Here is a 22,040-nt window from a genome sequence, read left to right as displayed (position 1 = left end):
GCCTTACGAGGTAGGTCGTCATTCCCAACTTGATTGGGAATCTTAATGCAATAAGTGTTAAGATTCCCGCCTGCGCGGGAATGACGATCGCTTTATTCTAATCCCATTCCGTTGCTCTCCGGTCGAAGTAACGGATCTACAACAACAAACCCGCTACCTCTTCCCAGGTATTTACACGCTCATATTCAGTTATAAGTAAATTATGTGGCGAGGTAAACAATAATGGCCTGCCGTCAAAATTTACAAAGTTTTTGATTCGGTCGTCAATAATAATGTCAACGTTCACAATTTTATTTCCGCAGAACATAATGTGCTGCCAATCGATAAAAGGGAAATGCTCGGCCATCCAATCGTATTTATCTACCAGCGAGTTACGGAATTCCATTGCCGCCGAAACAATATAAACATCATATTTTTGCTGCAGGGCTTTAATTACCCGTTGACTATCATCGATAACGTCAAGATCGCGGAAAAACCCAGGTTCATTAATATACTCGAACCATTTTTGGTTAACCTCCTGGGGCACATGGTGATAAATTTCGTTTCCGGCATCAATCTTTAAATCAAGCGGAACATTAAAATCACGGTTATATAATTTAATAAATTTTCCAACGGCATCGGCAATCACCTCGTCCATGTCAATCGCAATTCTTTCCATTTTGTATCTGCAAATATTTTGGCGTAAATATCCTGAAAACAAAGAAATTAAACTATGTTTTTAATTTCCAGTATTTTAGTTATCTTTGCAGCCCCGCAGCATGAAGCTCCGGGAACTATGTTGAATACATAAATACAAAAGAAAATGGCAACTAAAATCAGATTGCAAAGATTCGGTAAAAAAGGGAAACCTTTTTTCCACGTTGTGGTAGCAGATTCTCGCTCTCCACGTGATGGTAAATTTATTGAGCGTTTAGGTTCTTATAACCCAAATACCAATCCTGCAACCATCGAAATTAACTTCGAAAAAACTTTAGCTTGGGTTAACAGTGGTGCAGAACCAACTGATACTGCTCGTGCTATCCTTTCTTACAAAGGTGTTTTATACAAAAAACACTTAGAAGGTGGTGTTAAAAAAGGAGCTTTAACTCAAGAACAGGCAGATGAAAAATTTGCAGCTTGGTTAGATGCTAAATCAGGTAAAATTTCTGGTAAATCAGAAGGTTTAGCTGCTTCTAAAGCTGACGTACGTAAAGCAGCTTTAGCCGCAGAAGCTAAGAAAAAAGAAGATAGAGCAGCAGCTATCGCAGCTAAAAATGCACCAGTTGCAGAAGAGGTTGTTGAAGAAGAAGTTACTGAAGAAGCGCCAGCTGTTGAAGCTGAGGCAACTGAAGAAGCTCCTGCAGCAGAAGCTACTAAAGAAGAAGGAGCAGAATAATTTTAATTATTTTGACTCATAAAATAGCGTTCCGAATTTCGGAACGCTATTTTTTTAACTAAAAATGTCATCCTGAGGTACGAAGGATCTGTTTCATCGCTATCAGATCCTCGTACCTCAGGATGACAATGTAATTATATGAAACACGAAGAAGCATTTTACATAGGGTACGTTACCAAAACGCGGGGTTTAAAAGGAGAGGTTCAGGTCTTTTTCGAATTCGACGATTATGAGCAACTGGAGTTCGACGTTGTTTTTGCAGATATGAACGGCAAATTAGTACCCTATTTCGTGGCATCGGCAAAATTGCAGGCCAATAAAACGGGTTATTTTAATTTTGATGATGTTGATCACATCGATAAAGTGCAGCCCTTATTAAAAAAGAAACTTTATCTTCCCATTGCCCAAATGCCTGAAAGAGATGAATCAGAGTTCTTCTATACAGATTTAAAAGGCTTTATGGCTGTTGATGAAACGCTTGGTGAGCTTGGAGAAATAATAGAGGTAAATGAATATCCTCAGCAATTTGTGGCTACAGTGATTTATCAGGAAACCGAAATCCTTTTTCCGTTAAACGAAGATTTTATTGTGGAAATTGATGATGAGGAAAAAATCCTGACACTTGATTTGCCTGAAGGTTTGCTTGATATCTACCTGGAAAAATAAACTTTCTTGTTTAGTATATCAGTTAACAGGTAATGTTTTTAAAGAAAAATTGTTAATTTAGATTTCATTCTAACCAAAATTAACATGCTCAAAAGAACATCAAAAATTGCCCTGATTTTTGTGGCTACGCTAACAATTTTTTCTTGTAAAACGGTTCAACAGGCTAATTTAACAGAAATTAAACCTTTCATAGGCATCTGGAACGACACCACCAACCCGGGGAGCAAAATCGTTTTCAAATCTGACGGTAGTTTTTACAATATCGCTAAAGAAGGAGGCGTTCAGATCGTTACCCATAGCGGTACCTTTAAAATTTTATCAAACAACATGTATGTGCTCAGTATTTCTGATGCCAGAGCCAATGCTACATACGATTTAAAGGGTAGGCAATATGCAAATTACTATACTTTAAGCCGTGATCAGAAAACGATGAAAGTAAGTGGCTATGTTGATGGTCGGAACGGGGGAAAAGGACTGCAATGGGCAAGCGACTTGGTGAAGATAAATACGCTGGATTAAGCATAAATTGGTTTCGTAGCAAATAGAGCAAAAGCCTTAGATAGTACAAATGGTGGTTAGCTTTCTGATTCAGCAAAGAAATTGATCTTGAATACAGCAAAATTCGACTTCGGGCTAAAGACTTCGCACTAAAGACTTACCTTTGCAGTATGCGTTTTGATATCATAACAGTTCTGCCTGGTTTATTAGAAAGTCCTTTTGCCCACTCCATTTTGCAGCGGGCCCAAAAAAAGGGCATTGCCGAAATTGTGGTGCATAATCTACGGGATTATGCCACCAATAAGCAAAAAAGTGTAGACGATTATCAATATGGTGGCGGCAGCGGTATGGTAATGAGTATCGAACCCTTTGCGGCATGTATCGAAAAACTTCAGGCTGAGCGCGAATACGATGAAATCATTTTCATGAGTCCCGATGGTGTTACGTTAAACCAAAGTACAGCCAACGAACTTTCTATTAAAAAAAACATCATTATTTTGTGTGGCCATTATAAGGGCATAGATCAGCGCATACGCGATATCTTTGTAACTAGAGAGATATCGGTGGGCGATTACGTTTTAAGCGGAGGTGAGCTTCCTGCTGCGATTGTGGTAGATGCTGTGGTGCGTTTAATCCCTGGTGTTTTAAATGATGAGACTTCTGCCCTATCCGATAGTTTTCAGGGAGATTTACTTGATGCTCCGGTTTATACCCGGCCGGCAGATTGGCGTGGACATAAAGTGCCTGATGTTTTATTAAGTGGCCACGAAGCAAAAGTGAACGAGTGGAGGCACGAACAGGCCTTAGAGCGGACTAAAACCCGTCGTCCTGACCTTTTGGAATAGAAGCATTTAACACAATCGAATGTGGAATTCATAAAGATTGTGGAAAAAATTAAAATAGGTTTTTTTATATCAAAAAAAATCCCTAATATTGCAATCCGATTTTCAAGGTAAAGAAAGTTGGTTTAATAGCTTAAAATCATGGATTTAGTAAAATTTGTTGAAGAGCAGGCCATCGCGAAAAAAGATTTTCCTGCGTTCAAGTCTGGCGATACAGTGAGCGTACACTATAAAATTCGCGAAGGTAATAAGGAACGTATCCAAATTTACCAAGGTGTTGTAATACAACGTAACAGTGCTGGTGCTAACGAAACCTTCACCGTACGTAAAATGAGCAACAGTATTGGTGTTGAACGTATTTTCCCTATCAATTCTCCAAACATTGAGAAAGTAGAAGTGAATAGCTATGGTAAAGTTCGTAGAGCGAAATTGTTCTATTTACGTGCTTTAACTGGTAAAGCTGCTCGTATCAAATCATTGAGAAAATAATATTCTTTATTATACGATATAGCCTTCACGATTAATTTCGTGGAGGTTTTTTTGTTTATACCTTTGTTAAATGTTAGATTCTGCTTTTTTCGACCAAGTTTTTTGGGGCAACACTGTAAAAGCCTATTTCCTTTTCGGGGGGATATTATTTTTAGGTCTGGTATTTAAAAATATTGTTTCCAAGCTTTTAAGCAGGTTGCTGTTTAGGCTTTTCAGAAGTTTCTCCAACCAATCGCATAACGATGCCTTTGTGGCTTTACTGGTAAAGCCGATTGAGATTTTCATTCTGTTATCTACCCTCTACCTTTCCATTAACCAATTAAAACATCCTTTAGAAGTAGCTGTATTTCATTACAGTAAATTAATCGGTAAAACAAAGGAATTAATCCCGGTAACCATTGGCGATTGTATAGACAGGATATTCCTGTTTATGATTATTTTGTCTTTTTTCTGGATTATTTTAAGGATAATCGATTTCATCAGCCATGTATTATTGTACAAAGCTTCCCTTACCGAAAATAAGGCCGATGATCAATTGGTACCTTTTTTAAAGGAGCTGTTTAAAACCATTGTCATTTTTATAGGCTTTTTTACGCTTTTAGGCTTCGTTTTCGAGGTGAATGTGTTAACGCTGATTACCGGATTGGGTATTGGTGGTATTGCCATTGCTTTGGCGGCTAAAGAAAGTTTAGAAAACCTGATCGGATCATTCACAATCTTTTTAGATAAGCCTTTTACCGTTGGCGATCTGGTAAAAGTTGATGGTGTGGAAGGAACAGTAGAAAAGGTAGGTTTTAGAAGTACCAGGATCAGAACATCTGAAAAAACCATGGCTACCCTACCCAACAGGGGCATGATAGACGGGGTTTTGGAGAATCTCTCTTTAAGAAATTCACGCAAAGTATCCTTTGTTATCGGACTTACTTATGAAACCAGTTCCGATTCGTTAAGAAAAATTATCACCGAAATAGAAAGTTACATCAATAATCACGAAGGTACAAGTAATGATGGAAACGCCTCTTTTAAAAGCTTTGGCGATTCGGGTTTGAATGTTGAGGTTAATTATTTTGTAACGGTACTTAATTATACCGAATTCCTTAAAATCAGACAGGAAATCAATCTGGAGATTATGGATATCGTGATCCGGAATAAATCAGATTTTGCTTACCCGACACAACGTTTAATCAGCGACAGGCCGCCTGGCAATGCAGCAGAAAAAGAAGTGGGTAATGATACTACGGATTAGATAGATTCCAATAACTGACTTCTGTGGTCTATGTCCTCACAGACCGCTCTACGTTAATTAGAAGATGCGATACAGCAGGTGTATTGGATAAGTCAAAAGGTTGCTTTTTTTGGAAAGCAAAGCCTGTGAGAATGATTAAAGTTTGTTCCTGCTATGCACTACAAGTCCTCTCCCGATGAAAAATCGGGATGCGGGCTTTCCGTTGCTATCAGGTTTAGGGGATCCTTCAGTGTTTCAAAATCCTTTCAGTTCCCGTGGTCTGTGTCCTCAAAGACCACCGCGTTAATCCAATGGTAGTAAAAACAAAAAGCCGATTAGCATTAACTAAACCGGCTTTCTTGTGAAATATTATACTCTTAACTTAAAGTTTGCCAATTTGGTGATTCCACCTTTTACAACTTGGTTGAGTTAAGTCAGTGGTCTGTGTCTCCACAGACCACTGCGAGAATCTACTGGTAATAAAAAAAGCCGTCCCGGTTTTACATCGGGACGGCTTTTTTATACTTTTAATATCCTTAGCTTAAAGTTGCCAGTGTAGTGATTCCACCTTTTACAACCTGGTTAAGTTCTACGTTAACTTTAGTACCTACAGGAAGAAAAACATCAACCCTCGATCCGAATTTGATAAAACCGAATTGTTCTGTTTGTACCACCTGATCGCCTTCTTTTACGTACCAAACAATCCTGCGGGCCAAAGCACCTGCAATTTGACGGAACAGTACAGGCGTACCGTTTTTATGCTCTACAACAGTTGTGGTACGCTCATTCTCAGTAGAAGATTTAGGGTTCCATGCCGCAAGATATTTTCCCGGGTGGTATTTGAAAAATTTAACCACACCTGAAATGGGGTTACGGTTAATATGCACATTAACCGGCGACATAAAAATAGATACCTGTAAACGTTTATCTTTAAAGTATTCGCCTTCTTCTGTTTCTTCAATTACCACTACTTTACCATCGGCAGGACAGATGACCAGGTTTTCTCCTGATGAGAAGCTGCGGCTCGGATTACGGAAAAACTGCAGCACGATGATAAATAGTGCTGCTGAAAAAATATAAATAAACCAGCGCAACCAGGTAATGTCGTGATATTTATAATCAACAATCGCGTTGATAACGAAAATAAACAGTATGCTTAAGGCAATAGTAGTGTAACCTTCTTTATGTATGGTCATTGTGTTCGAAATTATTGGGCAAAGGTGCGAAAAATAAAATTAATCCAATCTAAAAATTATGCCTCAGTTGCTCTATAAATGTCGGTTAAGTTTCTACCAAGACCATTGTAATCTAAACCATAACCCACCACAAACTCGTTAGGTATTTCAAAACCAACATATTCCAGTTCTTCAATTTCGTACTTCAGCGCACTTGGTTTTAGCAAAAGTGAACTTACTTTAACCGATGCCGGATTTTTTTCTTTAATCGTTTTTAAAATATGGGTTAAAGTTAGGCCGGTATCAACAATGTCTTCCACAATCACGATATCTCTTCCCTCAATGTTTTCAGGCAGTCCGATCAGTTCTTTTACATTACCAGAGCTTGATGTGCCTTCATAAGAGGCCACGCGCATAAAAGCAATTTCGCAGGGTACATTGATTTCTTTGATTAAATCGGCCATAAACAAAAAACTGCCATTTAGCACGCCGATAAAAAGTGGACATTTACCTTCATAATCAACGTTCATCTGAATACCCATCAAACGGATTCGTTTATTTAAGGTGTCGTTTTCTAAAAATATCTCGAACTCTTTATCTTCTACTTTTATTTTGTGCATGCTGCTGTTAAATAGTTTTAATGTTGAAACGTTGTAATGTTATTGTTGGCAAAACGGTTAATCGTATAAATTGGTTAACTGTTCGAACAACTTCCCTAACTGAAAATTGTGAACTGTTTACTGAAAACTCCCAACCCCAAACTACTGTTGTTGGTTCTTCTCCAGTTCCTTTTGGCGTCTCCGCTCTTCCCTGCGCTCCTGCCTCAATTGTTTTTTGGTTTTAGTGGTGTCTGCAGGATTGCTTGTAGGTTTAGTTACTGTAGTATCTTTTTTAGATCCGCCTCCAAATAAGCGTTCGAAGAAACTTTTGTTTTTATCGTGTACAATTACAACCGGTAAGCCATCGCCATCATCATCAAATGCGCTGGTATCTACTACAGCAGTATCAGGTGCTAAGTAACGACGAAGTCCTTCTCTCAAGCGAACATTATAGAAACCATAACCCGAGGTATCGCTAGGCGTTAAACCTTTTCTGGCCATAATGTTTCCCATAAACCTGAAATAGTTGAACATGTAAGGTTTCAGGCTGCCATCGGCCATAAATTTATACATCGATGCTTTTGGCTTAGGCACAATACTGGCTAAAAATAATCCGTCACCAATGGTTAAATCGGCAGGTTGTTTTCCAAAATAGTACCTTGATGCCTCTCCTATCCCGTAAATGTTCTGGCCAAGCTCCATAATGTTAAAGTAAACCTCCAACATTCGCTGTTTACTGATCAGGTGGTTATGTTCAATAAGCCAAACAATCAAAATTTCCTCGGCTTTACGGGCCAAAGTTTTCTGACGGCTTAAATAAACGTTTTTTACCAGTTGCATACTGATGGTACTACCACCACGTTTAAATTTCTTTTCCTTAAAATTTACGGCTATCGATTTTCGGATCGATTCTTCAACAAAACCATTGTGCGTAAAAAACGAAGGATCTTCTGCGGTTAAAACAGCATTGATGAAGTTTTTAGAAATGGCAGATAATGGAGTGAAATTTGGGTTAGACGGACCAATGGTGATATCGCGCATTGGTTTGCCGTATTCGTACGGCGTGTAAACAAAGGTATTGTTGATTTTTTGAAGATTCGTTTTGCCCCATTGCACGATTTTAAAATCAACGGGTGTTAGGGTCGAATTAAAACGGACACTATCGGGTATTTTGGTATCGAGGTAAAAATTGAGGTTATATTTAACCTTACCCTGTACCTTTAACCCTTCCAGCGATTCGAACAAACCCTGCGGAAAAGCATCTAAAATGCTTTGGGCATCCTGTTCTTCTGCGTTTAATTTTAATTCGTATATCTTGTTTTTTCCTAAAGTATATTTAACAAAAGGATGGATCTGTGCATTTTTAAGATAAGCTGTTGATGAGCTATCTAAAGCAATATAGTTTTGGCCAACCAAAATATCGGCATCCAGTTTTGCGCTTTGTACAATAATATCGTTTGAAGCAATACGCGGCTGGTTGATCAGCATATTTTTTACTGACCATGAGCCTGATATTTTATAATCATCGCCACTGTATTTCGCGTTTTTAAGTTCCGTTTGTAAGGTGTCGAAACTGATTTTTGCGTGGAGTTTATTGTTCAGGTAGGGTAATTCGAGTTTTTTACCGTCAGCATAAGCAGTAAAACGTAATTCTTTGCTGCCAGGATTAACATAACCATCTACATGCCAGGTCGCTTCGCCATTATTTACATTGATGGCCGATTTTAGGTCCCCTCCATCAATAGTAGCCATGGTGGCAAAGCTCAGTTTAGCCGTATCATGATCATTTAGTTTAAAAATCATGTTCTGCACATCCATATCATCAGGAATTTTGTACAAAACCTGGTTTAGGATGTTGCTGGCTATTTCTGATAAGTTAACTTTCCCTTTATTTTCGGTACTGTCTGTTTTCTTTCTTTTTAAAATAAAATCGATATTGGTGGTCGAATCTTTAAGCACTACGCTTACAAAACCTTCTTTTAGTTTTACTTCCGACAATTTTACATTCCCAAAAATGAGTGGAAGAAGTTTTACACCCACACTCAGTTCACCGATATTGGAAAGGGTATCACGCTCTTTAGGAACAACAGAAATGTTGGTCATTTTAACAGTACTCAGGCCGGTAAATCCGGCACTGCCGATTTTAACTTCAAGACCGTAATCTTTATCAGCCTTGGCAATTGCTTTGGCTACCATTTTTTTAAGAAGGGCTTCCCTTTTGCTATAAGCTACGGCGCCCAAAGCAATACAAACGACTAAAAAAACACCTAAAACCCAGGCTCCGATTTTTAAATATTTTTTGGGGATCTTAATTTTTGGTATTCGCATATAGTCGTTAAAATGGTTAATTGCTTAAACGTAACAATTAAATGTTTATTTCGTGTTAAAATTACAGTTTAAAAGCCTAAATAAAAGTATTTATGGCTATGTTTTGTTAATTTTGAATTTAAATTAATACAATGCAGATTAGCCCGCAACAAGTTTTAGATGCGCTTAAAAATGTTGAAGATCCCGATCTTAAAAAAGACCTGGTCACCTTAAACATGATTAAGGATTTACAGATAGCAGATAACCAAGTCAAATTTACATTAGAGCTTACTACGCCGGCATGTCCGATGAAGGAAATGCTGAAAAATGCCTGTACAAATGCCATTAAACATTTTGTGTCGCCAACGGCAGAAGTTGTCATCAATGTAACTTCGAGGGTTACCCAGCCAACCAACTCATCTTCACTAGATAACATCAAAAACATCATTTTGGTTTCATCTGGGAAAGGTGGCGTGGGTAAATCTACGGTATCGAGCAATTTAGCTGTGGTATTGGCAAAAGATGGTGCCAAAGTTGGGCTTATTGATGCCGATATTTATGGCCCGTCGGTACCTACCATGTTCGACCTGGTTGATGCAAAACCTGGTGCTGAAGAAACCGCAGATGGGAAAACCAAAATTTTGCCGATCGAAAAATACGGAATCAAATTATTGTCGTTAGGCTTTTTTGCCGATCCTGGTCAGCCGGTACCGTGGCGTGGCCCGATGGCTTCAAATGCAGTAAAACAACTTTTTAACGATACCAATTGGGGTGAACTCGATTACCTGATTGTTGATCTTCCACCGGGAACAGGCGATATCCACATTACCATTACGCAGAGTTTCCCTATTTCGGGAGCAGTTGTAGTTACCACACCTCAGCAGGTTGCTTTGGCTGATACACATAAAGGTTTGGCCATGTTCAGAATGCCGGGAATTAATATTCCAATTTTAGGTGTTATTGAAAACATGTCGTATTTTACACCTGCAGAACTGCCTGATCATAAATATTACATTTTCGGAAAAGGCGGGGGTACGGAACTTGCAGCGCGTTTTGATGTGCCATTTTTAGGTGAAATTCCAATTATCCAGAGTATTTCGGAGGCCGGAGATCAGGGGAAACCGGTGGCCTTAAACCAAAATCCTTTATTGGATGAAATATTTGGTGATATTGCAAGTAAGATTGCACAGCAGATCTCCATCAATAATGCGCAAATGGTGAATTGCTAAAAAATTACTATTTTTATAACCTTAAAAAATATATAATGAATTTAACAGAACAAGTAGAACAGGCATTGGAAACCATCAGGCCATATTTAAAGGCCGACGGAGGTGATGTTTCTGTTGAAGAAATTACATCAGAAGGCACAGTGAAGCTTAAGCTTTTAGGTAACTGCGGTTCTTGCCCAATGAGTTTTATGACCATGAAATCGGGTATAGAACAGGCAATTATGAAAGCTGTTCCACAAATTACTTCGGTAGTTGCCGTAAACATGGCAGAGCAAGAGTAAGCTTTAACAATATTTAACTAGGAAGTTTTATTTTAAAAATTACTTTTGTCTTAATGAGATATTGTATTGCCCTAATTTGCCTAATTTTTTCTGTAACCGCTTTTGCGCAACAAAAGCCGGCACAGGATAAACTCATCCAATTTTCAGGGATTATTACCGATATCGATAGTTCAAACGTAATACCTTATGTAACCATCACCGATCTTTCGGCAAAGAGTAAAAGGGTTGGTGCCGATTACAGGGGATATTTTACTTTTATTGTTAATCCTGGCGATACGATTTTGTTTACCGCCATTGGATACAAAAAATTCTCAACTGTTATACCACAAAGTACGCCGGATAGCAAATACACCATCATGGTTAAATTGAAAGCTAATGTAATCGATTTACCTTCGGTGCGTGTTTTCCCTTGGGCTACAACAGAAGAGTTTACCCGCGAGTTTTTATCAATGAAACTGGCAGATGATGATATGGCCATTGCCAAAAAGAACCTTTCGCGTTCATCAATTGATGGCTTGATCCAAACGTTACCGCGTGACGGACAGGAAATTGGCAGTCAGAATTACCGATATAATTTTGACAGAATGGTGAATAAGAACATGGTTCAAACTAATCCACTACTTAATCCTTTCGCCTGGGGCAAGCTGATGCAGCAGATCTTTGATGGTGATAAAAGCAGGACGAATTAGTCTGGAGTCTTAAGTTCGGAGTCCTTAGTCTTGGGAGCAGAGCCGATCAATTTTGTTTTTTTCATTAATTTATAAGCATAATCTGCTTTTAATAGAAAAGTCGTCATTGCGAGGCACGAAGCAATCTTACAACGATCGCTACAGCGTCCGCATTAAGATATTGCTTCGCCGGCTGAAAAAACCTTCTCGCAATGGCGAAACCTCACAGCTGAAATAAATTAAGCATATTGATCGCGGTGAGAATCATTCGAATAAAAAAAAGGAAAACGTTTCCATTTTCCCTCTTACATTTTCCATTTAAGGCCTATCTTTTCTTGCTCTTGTTCGGAAACTTCATTTTGTAATCTGTTTTGATATTTCCTTTCGAAATGGCATCGAGTTTACTTTTAAGCATCGTTTTGCGTAGTACACTTACTTTATCGGTAAATAATTTACCTTCGATATGGTCGTATTCGTGCTGGATTACACGTGCAGGCATTCCGTCAACATCATCCGTATGTTCTACCCAGTTTTCGTCGAAATAGGTAATTTTGATGTTTGGCTTGCGCATGATGTTTTCGCGGATATCCGGAATACTTAAACAACCTTCGTTAAAGCTCCAGGCCTCTCCTGTTTCTTCCAAAATCTCTGCATTAATAAATACTTTTTTGTAACCAGGTTTGCCATCTTCATCTTCACCAGTATCTACAATAAATAAACGGATTGGCAAACCAATCTGAGGTGCAGCAAGGCCTACCCCGTTTGCGTAATACATGGTGTCGAACATATCGCTGATCAATTGTTTTAATTCAGGATAGTCTTTATCGATATCGGTTCCTACCTTTTTTAAAACAGGATCGCCGTAAGCTACTATTGGTAATTTCATTGTATTGTATTTTTTTCAGAAATGAATCTGAATTTGTTAATGTAGGCAAAATTGTCATTCTGAATGCAATGAAGAATCTTTCAATTAGCATTACCGACTAAACAAATTGCTGCTGTATTTAATGGAACTGCTGATTGCGATGAGATACTTCGTGCCTCAGTATGACAGCAAATTCTTTACAAAAATAACAATTATTCCTCTATTGGGCAGAAAGTAAAGATATTCAGCTGCTCAATATCTAAAATTTCATGAGTAACATCGGCCATTTGCGTAGTGGTAACGGCATTAATTTTCTCAAAAACGGTTTCCAACGAATCTATTTTATCATGATCAATCAGGCTTTTGGCCATTGATATGATTAAACCAATCCTGTTTTCTTCTCCTAAAGCAATCTGTCCGATAAATTTATTTTTGGCTTTTTGCAACTGCAGCTCATTTAATGGTTTCTCTTTAAGCTTTTTGATCTCTTTAAAGATTAAAGAGAGTGCCTTTGTCTGTTTTTCTTTATCCGTTCCGAAATAAATGGAAAAAATACCGGTATCGTGTAATGGAGAGAAATTCGATTCGATGGTATAGGCAATACCATATTTTTCCCTGATTTGTAAGTTTAAAACCGAGCTCATTCCATTGCCGCCAAAGTAATTGTTTAACAACATTAAAGGAACTTTTTGCGATTGGTAGGTAGAATAAGCCTGCGTGCCCAAAATACAGTGCGCCTGCATAATCGGTTTGTAAATGGTGGTGTTGCTCTGCGGGCGAATGCCCGGTTTAATCCTTTTTTTAACCGGATTGTTTTCTTCAACATCGGCAAAATATTTGCTTCCTTTATTTACAACGCTGTTTAAAGTATAATTTCCTAAAACGGCCACCACGATTTCGTTGGTGCGGTAATTGGCTTTTCTGAAATTGATCACATCCTCTCGTGTAAAGTTTTGAACGGATTCTGTTGTACCCAAAATATTGTTGCCCAATGCATGCCCGGCGAAAAGCATGTCTTCGAAATCATCGTTAATGGCTTCTTCCGGCTGATCTAAATAAGATGAAATTTCATCCAAAATCACGCTTTTTTCCTTATCCATTTCCTCCTCAGGGAAAGTGGAATGGAACATAATATCGTTAAAAAGATCTAACGTCCTATCGAGATATGGGTTTAGAAAAGAAGCATGTACGCAAGTATATTCTTTTGTGGTATAGGCGTTTAAATCTGCTCCAACACTTTCCAATCGGTTTAAGATCTGGTTGGTGCTGCGTTTTTCGGTCCGCTTAAAAATTAAATGTTCAATAAAATGTGCTAAACCTGCTTTATTTTCAGGTTCATCGCGAGACCCTGTATTGATGATAATGCAAGCGTGAGATATGGCTGAGGCCGAAGGCACATGCAATAAGCGTATGCCGTTTGGCAAGGTGTGAACATTGTATTCCATTGAGGGGCAAAGATAAGGCTAATTGCTTACAAAGCCTCCGTATCGGGGTATTGCAATTGTAAAGCGGAAATCAATTTATCTTTGGTTGGTCTTTTTAAGACTAAAAAAACAAAATTAGCGAGGCCAAAAATCAAAAAGAAGGAGTTGTGCGTCATAAAAAAGCCTACGATATTAAAAAGTGCGCCACCTTCTAAAAGTGCAGAACTGATGATAAAGGCACTTTGGTACATGTTGATCTTCGTATCAGCCGTGGCAGATTTATCTATTTTAGAAATTAAATTTCTATAAAAAAATATGCTTCCTGATATGGTAATCAGTCCCATAATCGGGAATATCGGGTTAAAAGGTGCTGTGGTTTGTGGATTGGCATCAAAAAACATGATTTCGCGGTTAAGGAAAATGGTTATCAATGCAAAGAGGAAAACGCCTGAGCATAGTGCGAGGTGGATGATTTGGAGTGTTTTTAGTTTGGTGTTCATTGTGGGGTTTTATATAAATTATGGTTAAAAAAGATCCGTCATTTCGAGGCACGAAGCAATCTTAATGCATACGCTAGTAGCGATCGTTGTAAAATTGCTTCGTCGGCTGAAAAGCCTTCTCGCAATGACGAATTTATTGTGATTATTTCTCTATTCCTTCCAACGAAAACAAAAAGGCCCAGCGTAATGCCACATCCTTTAAATAGTCGAAACGGCCGGATGCACCACCATGGCCAAATTCCATATTGGTTTTAAGCAGCAGTACATTTTTATCAGTTTTGGTTGCCCGTAATTTAGCGACCCATTTTGCCGGCTCAAAATACTGTACCTGACTATCGTGTAAACCAGTGGTAACGAGGATATTCGGATAAGCTTTTTTCTCTACGTTTTCGTAAGGAGAATAACTTTTCATGTAATCATAAGCGGCTTTTTGTTTTGGATTTCCCCATTCATCAAATTCGTTTGTAGTAAGCGGAATACTTTCATCAAGCATGGTATTAACCACATCTACAAAAGGAACATCGGCAATCACACCATTCCATAAATCGGGAGCGATATTGACCACTGCGCCCATTAATAAACCACCCGCGCTACCGCCATGTGCGTATAAATGGCCTTTCGAGGTATATTTCTGATTAATCAAATACTCTCCTGCTGCAATAAAATCGGTAAAAGTGTTTTTCTTTTTCATCAGTTTTCCGTCTTCATACCATTGGCGGCCCATTTCCTGTCCGCCACGGATATTGGCAATGGCAAATACAAAACCGCGATCTAACAGGCTTAAACGTGGTGAAGAGAAATAAACATCCGAATTTGCACCATAAGAGCCATAACCATAAAGCAACAATGGCGATTCTCCATTCTTTTTAAAGCCTTTTTTATAAACCAGGGCAATTGGTACTTTGGTGCCATCTTTTGCGGCTGCAAAAACGCGCTCAGTAACATAATCTTTTGGATTATAGCCGCCCAAAACCTCCTGTTGTTTCATTAGTTTCTGGTCTTTTTTTACAAGATCATAATCGTAGGTAGAGTTTGGAGTAGTTAATGAGGTATATGAATAGCGTAAGGTTGTGCTGTTATATTCAGGGTTAGCGCCTACGCCGGCATCATAGACAGGTTCGTCAAATTTGATATAATAATCGCTTTTGTCTTTTTTGAGTACGCGCAGCTCGGTTAATCCGTTTTTACGCTCTGATAAAACGGTAAAATCTTTAAATTCTTCAGCACTTTCCAATAAAACATCGGCACGGTGCGGAATCACCTCTTTCCAGTTTTCTTTTTCGGTCTTATCCAGCGGACATTCCATTAAACGGAAATTCTTGGCGTTCCAGTTGGTTAAAATCAAAAATTTGCCATCAACAGGCATTACATCATACAATACATCTTTTGATCGCGCTGCAAAAACTTTAAAAGGGCTTTCCGGGTGGTCGGCATCTACTATTTTATATTCTGAAGTAAGTGTTCCCTGCGAAGCGATAAAAATATACCGTCCATTTTTCGATTTACCTACACCAATATAATTGGTATTATCTTTCTCATCGTAAACCACGGCATCGGTTTTGGCATCTGCACCAAGCATATGTTTTTTGATTTTTTCGCTTAGTAGTGTAACCGGATTTTTTGACGTGTAAAAGAATGTTTTATTATCGTTTGCCCAGGCTACCCCTCCTTCTGTATTGGTAATGGCATCTTTTAAGATTTCGCCAGTTTCTAAATTTTTAATGTTAATGGTGTACTGGCGGCGTGAAACCTGATCTACACCAAAGGCTAAAAGTTTATTGTCGGGACTGATGCTAAATCCAGTCGCGCTGTAATAGGCATGTCCTTTTGCCAGCTGATCTACATCCAGCAAGATTTCTTCAGCTGCAGATAAACTTCCTTTTTTGCGGCAGTATTTAAAATATTGCTGTCCATCTTCTGTCCGTGAATAATAATAATAACCGTTTTTAAAAACCGGAACTGATTCGTCTTTTTCTTTGATTCGGGCTTTCATTTCCTTAAACAGATCAGCCTGAAACTGATCGGTACTTTTTAGCATGGTGTCCAGGTAAGCGTTTTCGGCCTTCAGGTAGTTTACAACCTTTGTGCTGTCGGGCCCTTTTTTAAAATAATCGATCATCCAATAGTAATTATCTACTACGGTATCGCCATGTATTATTCTTTGGTGCGGAATAATCTCCGCTATGGGCGCCTTTGCATCTGGCCACTTTATTGTTTTCATTTCTTTCTTTTGAGGGTGATTACAGGCTGTAATTGCGCTAAGCAATATAAGGCCTGGTAAGATACGTTTCATAGTGGTTTGATTTAGGTTCAATTGCAATTTAATAATTTAGTTCAATAGTTCATTAGCCATTAGTTTATTAGTGGTTAACTTGTTAATTGTTTAAATCGGTTAACTGTTTTAGGCAACTAACACTTCTGACCTCGGTCCTCGGACTTAATAAATAGTTCATTTGTTTATTCGTGGCGTGGTGGTTAATCGGTTAATTATTTAAATCGGTTAATTGTGTTATGCGCCAGGACTTCTGACCTCGGTCATCAGACTTCGGACTCATAGGTTAATCGCCGCCAACGCTTAGCGCTAAACTCCAAACCCAATTATCATTTTCGCAAAAATCCATTAAGCCTATGGATAATCATCTGATTTAGAAAAATTGATGTTAAATTGCCGCTTCCAAACGGTTTGAAGATCATAATGAAATTAGGGTACAAAAAAATAGTTGTTAAAGTTGGTTCAAATGTAATTACGCAAGCGAATGGTTTGCCGGATGAAGCAAGGATTAAACACCTTGTAAATCAACTGGCCGACATTAAACAGATGGGTATTGAAGTAATTTTGGTGTCTTCGGGAGCAGTGGCTTCGGGCAGAAGTTTGATCAAAGTATCCGAAAAACAGGATGCGGTAACTACCCGACAGCTATTGGCGGCTATTGGTCAGGTAAAACTGATCAATACCTACTCCAATTTCTTTGCTGCACACAATATACAATGTGCACAGGTTTTGGTTACCAAAGAAGATTTTCGTGACCGGGCGCATTATTTGAACATGAAAAACTGCCTGCAGATTTTGCTTCAAAATGAGGTAATTCCGGTGGTGAATGAAAATGATGTGGTTTCGGTAACTGAACTGATGTTTACCGATAACGATGAACTGGCCGGATTAATTGCTTCGATGTTAAATGCCGATGCGCTGATTATCTTGTCGAATGTAGATGGCATTTATAACGGTGATCCGAAAATTGAGGGTTCAGCTGTTATTGAGGAAATTAATGGTTCAGTTGCTAATTTGGCCTCTTTTATCCAAACTGGTAAATCGCAATTTGGCCGTGGCGGAATGATTACTAAATCGACTATGGCGCAAAAAGTGGCCAAATTGGGTATTTCTGTGCATATCGCCAATGGAACAAAAGATAATGTGCTGGTTTCCTTATTAAATAATGAATTGGTACATACCCGTTTTGTGCCCGAAAAAAGCAAGTCGGGCAAGAAAAAATGGATTGCCCATTCAGAAACAGCTGCAACCGGCGTGGTAAAACTAAATGATGGTGCCAAAACGGTATTAACCTCGGGCAGAGCAACCAGTTTATTGCCTGTGGGGATTATCGAAATCCAAACCGACTTTTTAAAAGGCGATATTATTAAAATTATTGACGAAAATAACCAGCTAATAGGTTTGGGTATTGCAGAATACGGATCGGATAAAGCCCGGGAACGTATCGGCCAGAAAAAACAGAAAGCTTTAGTGCATTACGATTATTTTTATTCGGCTATTTAGTGATTAACCACCGAGCACACAGAGAAAAAATCACAGAGGGCATAGAGAGTTAATAACCGATGCGCTCATTTTTCCTCAGTGAAAACTCGGTGCCCTCTTTGGTTAAAAAGAAAAGCAATTTAGATAACCACCGAGCGCACAGAGAAAAAATCACAGAGGACATAGAGTTTAAAATATACCATGCTCATTTTCTCAGTGAAAACTCCGTGCCCTCTGTGGTAATAAAGAAAAAAATGGATTACAAACAATACTTCGAAAAAGCAAAGCAAGCTAGTCGCACTTTGATTAGTCTTAGCAAAGAAACAACAGATGCTGTTTTAAAGGATCTGGCTGAAGCTTTAGTGGCCAATACAGCAGAAATTCTCGCTGAAAACGCCAGGGATTTAGCTAAAATGCCTATCGAAGATTCTAAATACGACAGGTTAAAGTTAAGCGCAGCACGTATTGCAGATATTGCAAATGACCTGAAAAATGTTGCCGGCTTAAATAGCCCCTTAGGTAAAGTCCTTTCTGATAAAACATTGGATAACCAACTTCATATCCAAAAAGTGAGCGTGCCCTTGGGTGTTGTTGGTGTAATTTACGAAGCTCGCCCCAATGTTACGGCTGATGTATTTTCACTCTGCTTTAAAACCGGAAATGTTGCCGTATTAAAAGGTGGAAGTGATGCCGAATTTTCTAATCTCGCGATTGCAAAGGTAATACATCAAGTATTGGATAATCATAAAATAAACCGCGATATTTTAACCTTGTTGCCAGCGGAAAGGGCCGCAACAGAAGCTTTGCTAAATGCGAGGGGTTTTGTTGATGTGCTGATCCCCAGGGGGAGCCAATCATTAATCAATTACGTCCGCGAAAATAGTAAGATCCCTGTTATCGAAACCGGCGCAGGTATTGTACATACTTATTTTGATGAATCGGGTGATTTAGAGAAAGGTAAAGCAATTATTTTCAATGCCAAAACCAGAAGGGTAAGTGTATGTAATTCTTTAGACTGCGTGTTAATTAACGAAAATAGACTGGATGATCTTCCTGCACTTTTATCTCCTTTAGCTGATGGAAATGTAGAATTATATGCGGATGAAAAAAGTTATGAAGTATTAAAATCTTCTTACCCACCTCACTTACTAAACAAAGCCACGCCTGAACATTTTGGGACAGAATTTTTGTCGTTAAAATTAGCGGTTAAGGTTGTTGGAAATTTAACTGCTGCACTAAACCATATTGCTGATTATAGCTCAAAACATAGCGAAGCCATTATTTCTGAAGATGCTGCTAATATTGCTCAATTTTTAAATGAAGTAGATGCAGCTGCGGTTTATGCCAATGCCTCTACCGGTTTTACAGATGGCGCACAGTTTGGTCTTGGTGCAGAAATCGGGATTAGTACACAAAAACTTCATGCCCGTGGCCCAATGGGTTTAGAAGAATTAACGAGTTATAAATGGGTGGTGAGAGGTGACGGGCAAGTGAGGGGCTGATAGATTTATTGTCATTCTGAGGAATAATTTATTTTATAAAAATCAATATGAATGACGTATATATTTAATTTTTTGCCTTGTGGCGCAGTCTTGCTTCGGCTCGCCGCCGCCGAAGGGCTCTTTCTTTTTGGCATCAAAAAGAAACAAAAAATGCCGGCTGAAAATTTTTCTTTCAAAGCCAGTAGGATGGCAGGGGCAGTGGAGCCCGAAAAATTTGTTAGGCCGGATTTATGTAGAACGGAGATGTGGTGCTTTGGCCTAGCTGGACGGGAAATGCATACTTCCTCAAATTGCTCATTAATAAACAATTACAAAATAACGTCAATGGTAGCGCAGAATCTCTAAGCCTTTGGTTCATAGTCTCAATAGATCATGGTTTAATAGCCGCAATGGTCATCAGCTATAAACCAAAAGACCATGAACTATTAACCCAATGAACAACTGACCTACAACTCAAAAACCGCTCCCCTTTCAGGTACTTCAACATTAAAACCATCTTCCTGTAGCGCCAGCGATAAGCTTTGCAGGCTTTTATCTTCGCCATGCACCAGGAAAACTTTTTTAGGCTGACCAGTTTGCTTAATTGTTTTTACCAGGTCGTTATGATCGCCATGGCCACTTAACAGATCGGTTTGGCGGATAGTCGCATATACCATCATTTCGCGGTCTTTAATCCGCACAATCGGCGCACCACTTAGTAGTTTGTAACCTAATGTTCCTTTTGCGCAGTAACCGATAAAAAGAATGGTGCAGTAATAATTCTGAATGTTATAATACAAGTGATCCTGAATCCGCCCTCCCTCCAGCATACCTGCGGATGAAATGATAATGCAAGGATCGAAATAATTAGAAACATCCTTGCTTTCTTTCATGGTTTGGACATAAGCCAGGTGCTCAAATTCAAACTCATCCCCCATGGTCTGGTAAAAGTCTTTTGCTTCCTGATTCACCAGGTTATGGTGTTTGCGGTAAACCTCTGTAGCTTGAATCGCCATAGGGCTATCCACAAAAATCTGAACCGGAGGTAATAGTTTTTTAGTGAATATCTGATTTAAGGCAAATACCAACGATTGTGTTCTACCGATACTAAATGCAGGAATAATCAAGCGGCCTGGGCTTTTAATACAGGCTTCTGTAATTTCCTGTACCAGGCGTTCTTCCAATGTCTGATCTTTGGTGTGCATTCTGCCACCATAAGTAGCCTCGCTTACCACATAATCCACATCAGGCAATGGTTCTGGATTAACCAAAACAGGATAGTTTTCTCTACCGATATCGCCGGTAAAAGCTATTTTTTTCTCAACGCCGTTATCATTTATGGTTAAAATAGCCGCTGCGGCACCTAACAAATGGCCAACAGGTACAAAAGTTAAGCTAATATCGCCATTGATTTTGAACGGTTTGTTAAAGGCAATGGTTACAAAACGATCGATCATATCCATTACGTGCTTGTGCAGGTACAATGGTTTTGGTCCGCTGAAATTGCCGCGTTTTGTACGGGGTTTTCGACCGGCCTTTCTTAAAAAAAGTTCAACAGAATCGAATAACAATATTGAAGTTAAATCGGCAGTTGGTGGTGTACAGAGTACCTGACCATCAAAACCCATTCGAACCAGTGTAGGTAAATTACCAGAGTGATCGATGTGTGCGTGGGTTAAAATTACCAGGTTAATGCCTGCCGGATCGAACGGAAATTGTTGATTTTCTTCCTGATAGGTTTCCTTTTCATAGTCTAATCCGCAATCTATCAGTATTTTATAATGTCCAATTTCGAGTAAGTGCATACTCCCTGTTACCTGTTGCGCTGCGCCCCAAAACGTTAACTTCATCTTCTTATCTATCGCGTAAATTCTTTTGCCGTAAAGTAATATAAATGATGGGATTTTTAAACAATCAGGCGTAATTTTTTAATTATAGTTGATTAACTTCTCTGAATTTAAGGCTCTTCAATATTTCGCTTTTTGCTTCTTCCGAAAAACCTTCTAAATCGGCAGTAGTAATGATTTTATCTATAAGCAAAGCTATTACAGTATCGAAAAACCATGAATTTTTAAGCCCGTCGTATCTTCTGGCAATGTGTTTATCAAAATCTTTTACTGCGGTAAATATCTTATAGTAGTCATCCCTATTGTCTTCAGGCTGTTGCGTTTTCCATTGATCCAAAACTTCAGCGAATTCGTACATGCCTTTTATTAATTCTCTTTGTAAAGCTACCTCAAATAATTTTCGGGCAACCTTGTTATCTGCTTTTGAAAAATCCATCTTTATTAATTGATCCTATAAAGATAAGAATGTCTGATATATCCGTTCAAGCTCAAAGTCAACGAAAAGATTTTTTATCTTTGTAAAAAAACATTCAGCATGCAAGAGCCTTTTGATATCGAAATCGGACCGATCAACTATTCAGTTTTTCCGGAAGGAAATGATTCATACACCATTTTTAAAGATGGAAGAGAATATATCCAGATTCAAAAAGATACTTCATCGATCTGGTTGAAAATGGATTATAAAACAGAACTTCCGATTTTTGAGGAGGATGAAGAGGTGAATGCAATTGGCCAGGCGATTGAAAAATACGTGCCTGAAGAAGATGACGAGGAAGAAGAATTGTAATTTTATAAAAGAGGCCCGATTTTTTAAA

General features: G+C 38.7%; 22 protein-coding genes. 12 read left to right on the top strand and 10 right to left on the bottom strand.

Going from position 1 to position 22,040, the window contains the following annotated elements:
* Positions 1–136 precede the first annotated feature (136 nt).
* On the bottom strand, positions 137–658 hold the full coding sequence (locus U859_RS0101265) for a 5' nucleotidase, NT5C type (RefSeq protein ID WP_025141633.1): 522 nt from the start codon (positions 656–658) through the stop codon (positions 137–139).
* Between the two features lie 144 nt (positions 659–802).
* Here U859_RS0101265 and U859_RS0101260 point away from each other — a divergent pair, with 144 nt between their 5' ends.
* The 6 genes from U859_RS0101260 (at position 803) to U859_RS0101235 (ending at position 5,116) form a co-directional block, all read left to right on the top strand.
* Entirely contained in the window at positions 803–1,375 is a 573-nt protein-coding gene (locus tag U859_RS0101260; protein ID WP_025141632.1) for a 30S ribosomal protein S16, read from the top strand.
* A 138-nt stretch (positions 1,376–1,513) separates the two neighbouring features.
* Positions 1,514–2,041 carry a ribosome maturation factor RimM gene (gene rimM, locus U859_RS0101255; RefSeq protein ID WP_025141631.1) on the top strand — a complete coding sequence of 176 codons (528 nt, stop codon included), beginning with the start codon at positions 1,514–1,516 and terminating at the stop codon, positions 2,039–2,041.
* Between the two features lie 84 nt (positions 2,042–2,125).
* A complete protein-coding gene (locus U859_RS0101250) occupies positions 2,126–2,560 on the top strand; it encodes a hypothetical protein (protein WP_025141630.1) in 435 nt (144 codons plus the stop codon).
* Between the two features lie 149 nt (positions 2,561–2,709).
* Positions 2,710–3,384 (top strand): tRNA (guanosine(37)-N1)-methyltransferase TrmD, encoded by a 675-nt coding sequence (gene trmD / locus U859_RS0101245; protein ID WP_025141629.1) that lies wholly within the window; start codon positions 2,710–2,712, stop codon positions 3,382–3,384.
* A gap of 138 nt (positions 3,385–3,522) precedes the next feature.
* Positions 3,523–3,870 carry a 50S ribosomal protein L19 gene (gene rplS, locus U859_RS0101240; protein WP_025141628.1) on the top strand — a complete coding sequence of 116 codons (348 nt, stop codon included), beginning with the start codon at positions 3,523–3,525 and terminating at the stop codon, positions 3,868–3,870.
* 70 nt (positions 3,871–3,940) lie between these two features.
* Positions 3,941–5,116 (top strand): mechanosensitive ion channel family protein, encoded by a 1,176-nt coding sequence (locus U859_RS0101235; protein WP_025141627.1) that lies wholly within the window; start codon positions 3,941–3,943, stop codon positions 5,114–5,116.
* A gap of 515 nt (positions 5,117–5,631) precedes the next feature.
* Here U859_RS0101235 and U859_RS0101230 read toward each other — a convergent pair.
* The 3 genes from U859_RS0101230 to U859_RS0101220 form a co-directional block, all read right to left on the bottom strand.
* Positions 5,632–6,291, bottom strand: a complete 660-nt coding sequence (locus U859_RS0101230) for a phosphatidylserine decarboxylase family protein (RefSeq protein WP_025141626.1) — start codon at positions 6,289–6,291, stop codon at positions 5,632–5,634.
* A 56-nt stretch (positions 6,292–6,347) separates the two neighbouring features.
* Positions 6,348–6,890: a hypoxanthine phosphoribosyltransferase gene (gene hpt / locus U859_RS0101225; protein ID WP_025141625.1), complete on the bottom strand. Its 543-nt coding sequence runs from the start codon at positions 6,888–6,890 to the stop codon at positions 6,348–6,350.
* A 141-nt stretch (positions 6,891–7,031) separates the two neighbouring features.
* A complete protein-coding gene (locus tag U859_RS0101220; RefSeq protein WP_025141624.1) occupies positions 7,032–9,197 on the bottom strand; it encodes a transglycosylase domain-containing protein in 2,166 nt (721 codons plus the stop codon).
* 131 nt (positions 9,198–9,328) lie between these two features.
* Between U859_RS0101220 and U859_RS0101215 the strand changes: the two genes are divergently transcribed.
* From U859_RS0101215 to U859_RS0101205, 3 genes are read left to right on the top strand one after another with little or no spacing between them, the layout of a single operon-like run.
* Positions 9,329–10,405, top strand: a complete 1,077-nt coding sequence (locus tag U859_RS0101215) for an Mrp/NBP35 family ATP-binding protein (RefSeq protein ID WP_025141623.1) — start codon at positions 9,329–9,331, stop codon at positions 10,403–10,405.
* A gap of 35 nt (positions 10,406–10,440) precedes the next feature.
* Positions 10,441–10,686, top strand: coding sequence for a NifU family protein (locus U859_RS0101210; RefSeq protein ID WP_025141622.1), 246 nt, complete (start codon positions 10,441–10,443; stop codon positions 10,684–10,686).
* A gap of 53 nt (positions 10,687–10,739) precedes the next feature.
* Positions 10,740–11,375 carry a hypothetical protein gene (locus U859_RS0101205; RefSeq protein ID WP_025141621.1) on the top strand — a complete coding sequence of 212 codons (636 nt, stop codon included), beginning with the start codon at positions 10,740–10,742 and terminating at the stop codon, positions 11,373–11,375.
* A gap of 304 nt (positions 11,376–11,679) precedes the next feature.
* Here U859_RS0101205 and def read toward each other — a convergent pair whose 3' ends face one another.
* From def to U859_RS0101180, 4 genes are all read right to left on the bottom strand, one after another.
* Positions 11,680–12,240, bottom strand: a complete 561-nt coding sequence (def, locus tag U859_RS0101195) for a peptide deformylase (RefSeq protein WP_025141620.1) — start codon at positions 12,238–12,240, stop codon at positions 11,680–11,682.
* Between the two features lie 191 nt (positions 12,241–12,431).
* The gene (locus U859_RS0101190) at positions 12,432–13,664 is read right to left on the bottom strand and encodes a M16 family metallopeptidase (RefSeq protein ID WP_025141619.1); all 1,233 of its coding nucleotides are present in this window, start codon (positions 13,662–13,664) and stop codon (positions 12,432–12,434) included.
* Between the two features lie 26 nt (positions 13,665–13,690).
* A complete protein-coding gene (locus U859_RS0101185) occupies positions 13,691–14,143 on the bottom strand; it encodes a hypothetical protein (RefSeq protein ID WP_025141618.1) in 453 nt (150 codons plus the stop codon).
* Between the two features lie 142 nt (positions 14,144–14,285).
* A complete protein-coding gene (locus tag U859_RS0101180; protein WP_025141617.1) occupies positions 14,286–16,436 on the bottom strand; it encodes a S9 family peptidase in 2,151 nt (716 codons plus the stop codon).
* A 402-nt stretch (positions 16,437–16,838) separates the two neighbouring features.
* Here U859_RS0101180 and proB point away from each other — a divergent pair, with 402 nt between their 5' ends.
* Positions 16,839–17,918, top strand: coding sequence for a glutamate 5-kinase (gene proB / locus U859_RS0101175; RefSeq protein ID WP_025141616.1), 1,080 nt, complete (start codon positions 16,839–16,841; stop codon positions 17,916–17,918).
* 233 nt (positions 17,919–18,151) lie between these two features.
* Positions 18,152–19,399, top strand: coding sequence for a glutamate-5-semialdehyde dehydrogenase (locus U859_RS0101170; RefSeq protein ID WP_025141615.1), 1,248 nt, complete (start codon positions 18,152–18,154; stop codon positions 19,397–19,399).
* 446 nt (positions 19,400–19,845) lie between these two features.
* Here U859_RS0101170 and U859_RS0101160 read toward each other — a convergent pair whose 3' ends face one another.
* Both U859_RS0101160 and U859_RS0101155 read right to left on the bottom strand, forming a co-directional pair.
* A complete protein-coding gene (locus U859_RS0101160; protein WP_025141613.1) occupies positions 19,846–21,228 on the bottom strand; it encodes an MBL fold metallo-hydrolase RNA specificity domain-containing protein in 1,383 nt (460 codons plus the stop codon).
* Between the two features lie 82 nt (positions 21,229–21,310).
* On the bottom strand, positions 21,311–21,661 hold the full coding sequence (locus U859_RS0101155; protein ID WP_025141612.1) for a hypothetical protein: 351 nt from the start codon (positions 21,659–21,661) through the stop codon (positions 21,311–21,313).
* Positions 21,662–21,760: 99 nt separating this feature from the next.
* Between U859_RS0101155 and U859_RS0101150 the strand changes: the two genes are divergently transcribed.
* On the top strand, positions 21,761–22,012 hold the full coding sequence (locus tag U859_RS0101150; protein WP_025141611.1) for a hypothetical protein: 252 nt from the start codon (positions 21,761–21,763) through the stop codon (positions 22,010–22,012).
* Positions 22,013–22,040 lie beyond the last annotated feature (28 nt).

It is taken from the genome of Pedobacter jeongneungensis, assembly GCF_000633455.1.
Classification (GTDB): Bacteria; Bacteroidota; Bacteroidia; order Sphingobacteriales; family Sphingobacteriaceae; genus Pedobacter; species Pedobacter jeongneungensis_A.
This window is presented reverse-complemented; position numbering and strand designations above follow the sequence as displayed.

Coding starts and splice junctions, on each gene's coding strand:
- U859_RS0101265 (WP_025141633.1), bottom strand. CDS start 658: ATGGAAAGAATTGCGATTGACATGGACGAGGTGATTGCCGATGCCGTT.
- U859_RS0101260 (WP_025141632.1), top strand. CDS start 803: ATGGCAACTAAAATCAGATTGCAAAGATTCGGTAAAAAAGGGAAACCT.
- rimM (WP_025141631.1), top strand. CDS start 1,514: ATGAAACACGAAGAAGCATTTTACATAGGGTACGTTACCAAAACGCGG.
- U859_RS0101250 (WP_025141630.1), top strand. CDS start 2,126: ATGCTCAAAAGAACATCAAAAATTGCCCTGATTTTTGTGGCTACGCTA.
- trmD (WP_025141629.1), top strand. CDS start 2,710: ATGCGTTTTGATATCATAACAGTTCTGCCTGGTTTATTAGAAAGTCCT.
- rplS (WP_025141628.1), top strand. CDS start 3,523: ATGGATTTAGTAAAATTTGTTGAAGAGCAGGCCATCGCGAAAAAAGAT.
- U859_RS0101235 (WP_025141627.1), top strand. CDS start 3,941: ATGTTAGATTCTGCTTTTTTCGACCAAGTTTTTTGGGGCAACACTGTA.
- U859_RS0101230 (WP_025141626.1), bottom strand. CDS start 6,291: ATGACCATACATAAAGAAGGTTACACTACTATTGCCTTAAGCATACTG.
- hpt (WP_025141625.1), bottom strand. CDS start 6,890: ATGCACAAAATAAAAGTAGAAGATAAAGAGTTCGAGATATTTTTAGAA.
- U859_RS0101220 (WP_025141624.1), bottom strand. CDS start 9,197: ATGCGAATACCAAAAATTAAGATCCCCAAAAAATATTTAAAAATCGGA.
- U859_RS0101215 (WP_025141623.1), top strand. CDS start 9,329: ATGCAGATTAGCCCGCAACAAGTTTTAGATGCGCTTAAAAATGTTGAA.
- U859_RS0101210 (WP_025141622.1), top strand. CDS start 10,441: ATGAATTTAACAGAACAAGTAGAACAGGCATTGGAAACCATCAGGCCA.
- U859_RS0101205 (WP_025141621.1), top strand. CDS start 10,740: ATGAGATATTGTATTGCCCTAATTTGCCTAATTTTTTCTGTAACCGCT.
- def (WP_025141620.1), bottom strand. CDS start 12,240: ATGAAATTACCAATAGTAGCTTACGGCGATCCTGTTTTAAAAAAGGTA.
- U859_RS0101190 (WP_025141619.1), bottom strand. CDS start 13,664: ATGGAATACAATGTTCACACCTTGCCAAACGGCATACGCTTATTGCAT.
- U859_RS0101185 (WP_025141618.1), bottom strand. CDS start 14,143: ATGAACACCAAACTAAAAACACTCCAAATCATCCACCTCGCACTATGC.
- U859_RS0101180 (WP_025141617.1), bottom strand. CDS start 16,436: ATGAAACGTATCTTACCAGGCCTTATATTGCTTAGCGCAATTACAGCC.
- proB (WP_025141616.1), top strand. CDS start 16,839: ATGAAATTAGGGTACAAAAAAATAGTTGTTAAAGTTGGTTCAAATGTA.
- U859_RS0101170 (WP_025141615.1), top strand. CDS start 18,152: ATGGATTACAAACAATACTTCGAAAAAGCAAAGCAAGCTAGTCGCACT.
- U859_RS0101160 (WP_025141613.1), bottom strand. CDS start 21,228: ATGAAGTTAACGTTTTGGGGCGCAGCGCAACAGGTAACAGGGAGTATG.
- U859_RS0101155 (WP_025141612.1), bottom strand. CDS start 21,661: ATGGATTTTTCAAAAGCAGATAACAAGGTTGCCCGAAAATTATTTGAG.
- U859_RS0101150 (WP_025141611.1), top strand. CDS start 21,761: ATGCAAGAGCCTTTTGATATCGAAATCGGACCGATCAACTATTCAGTT.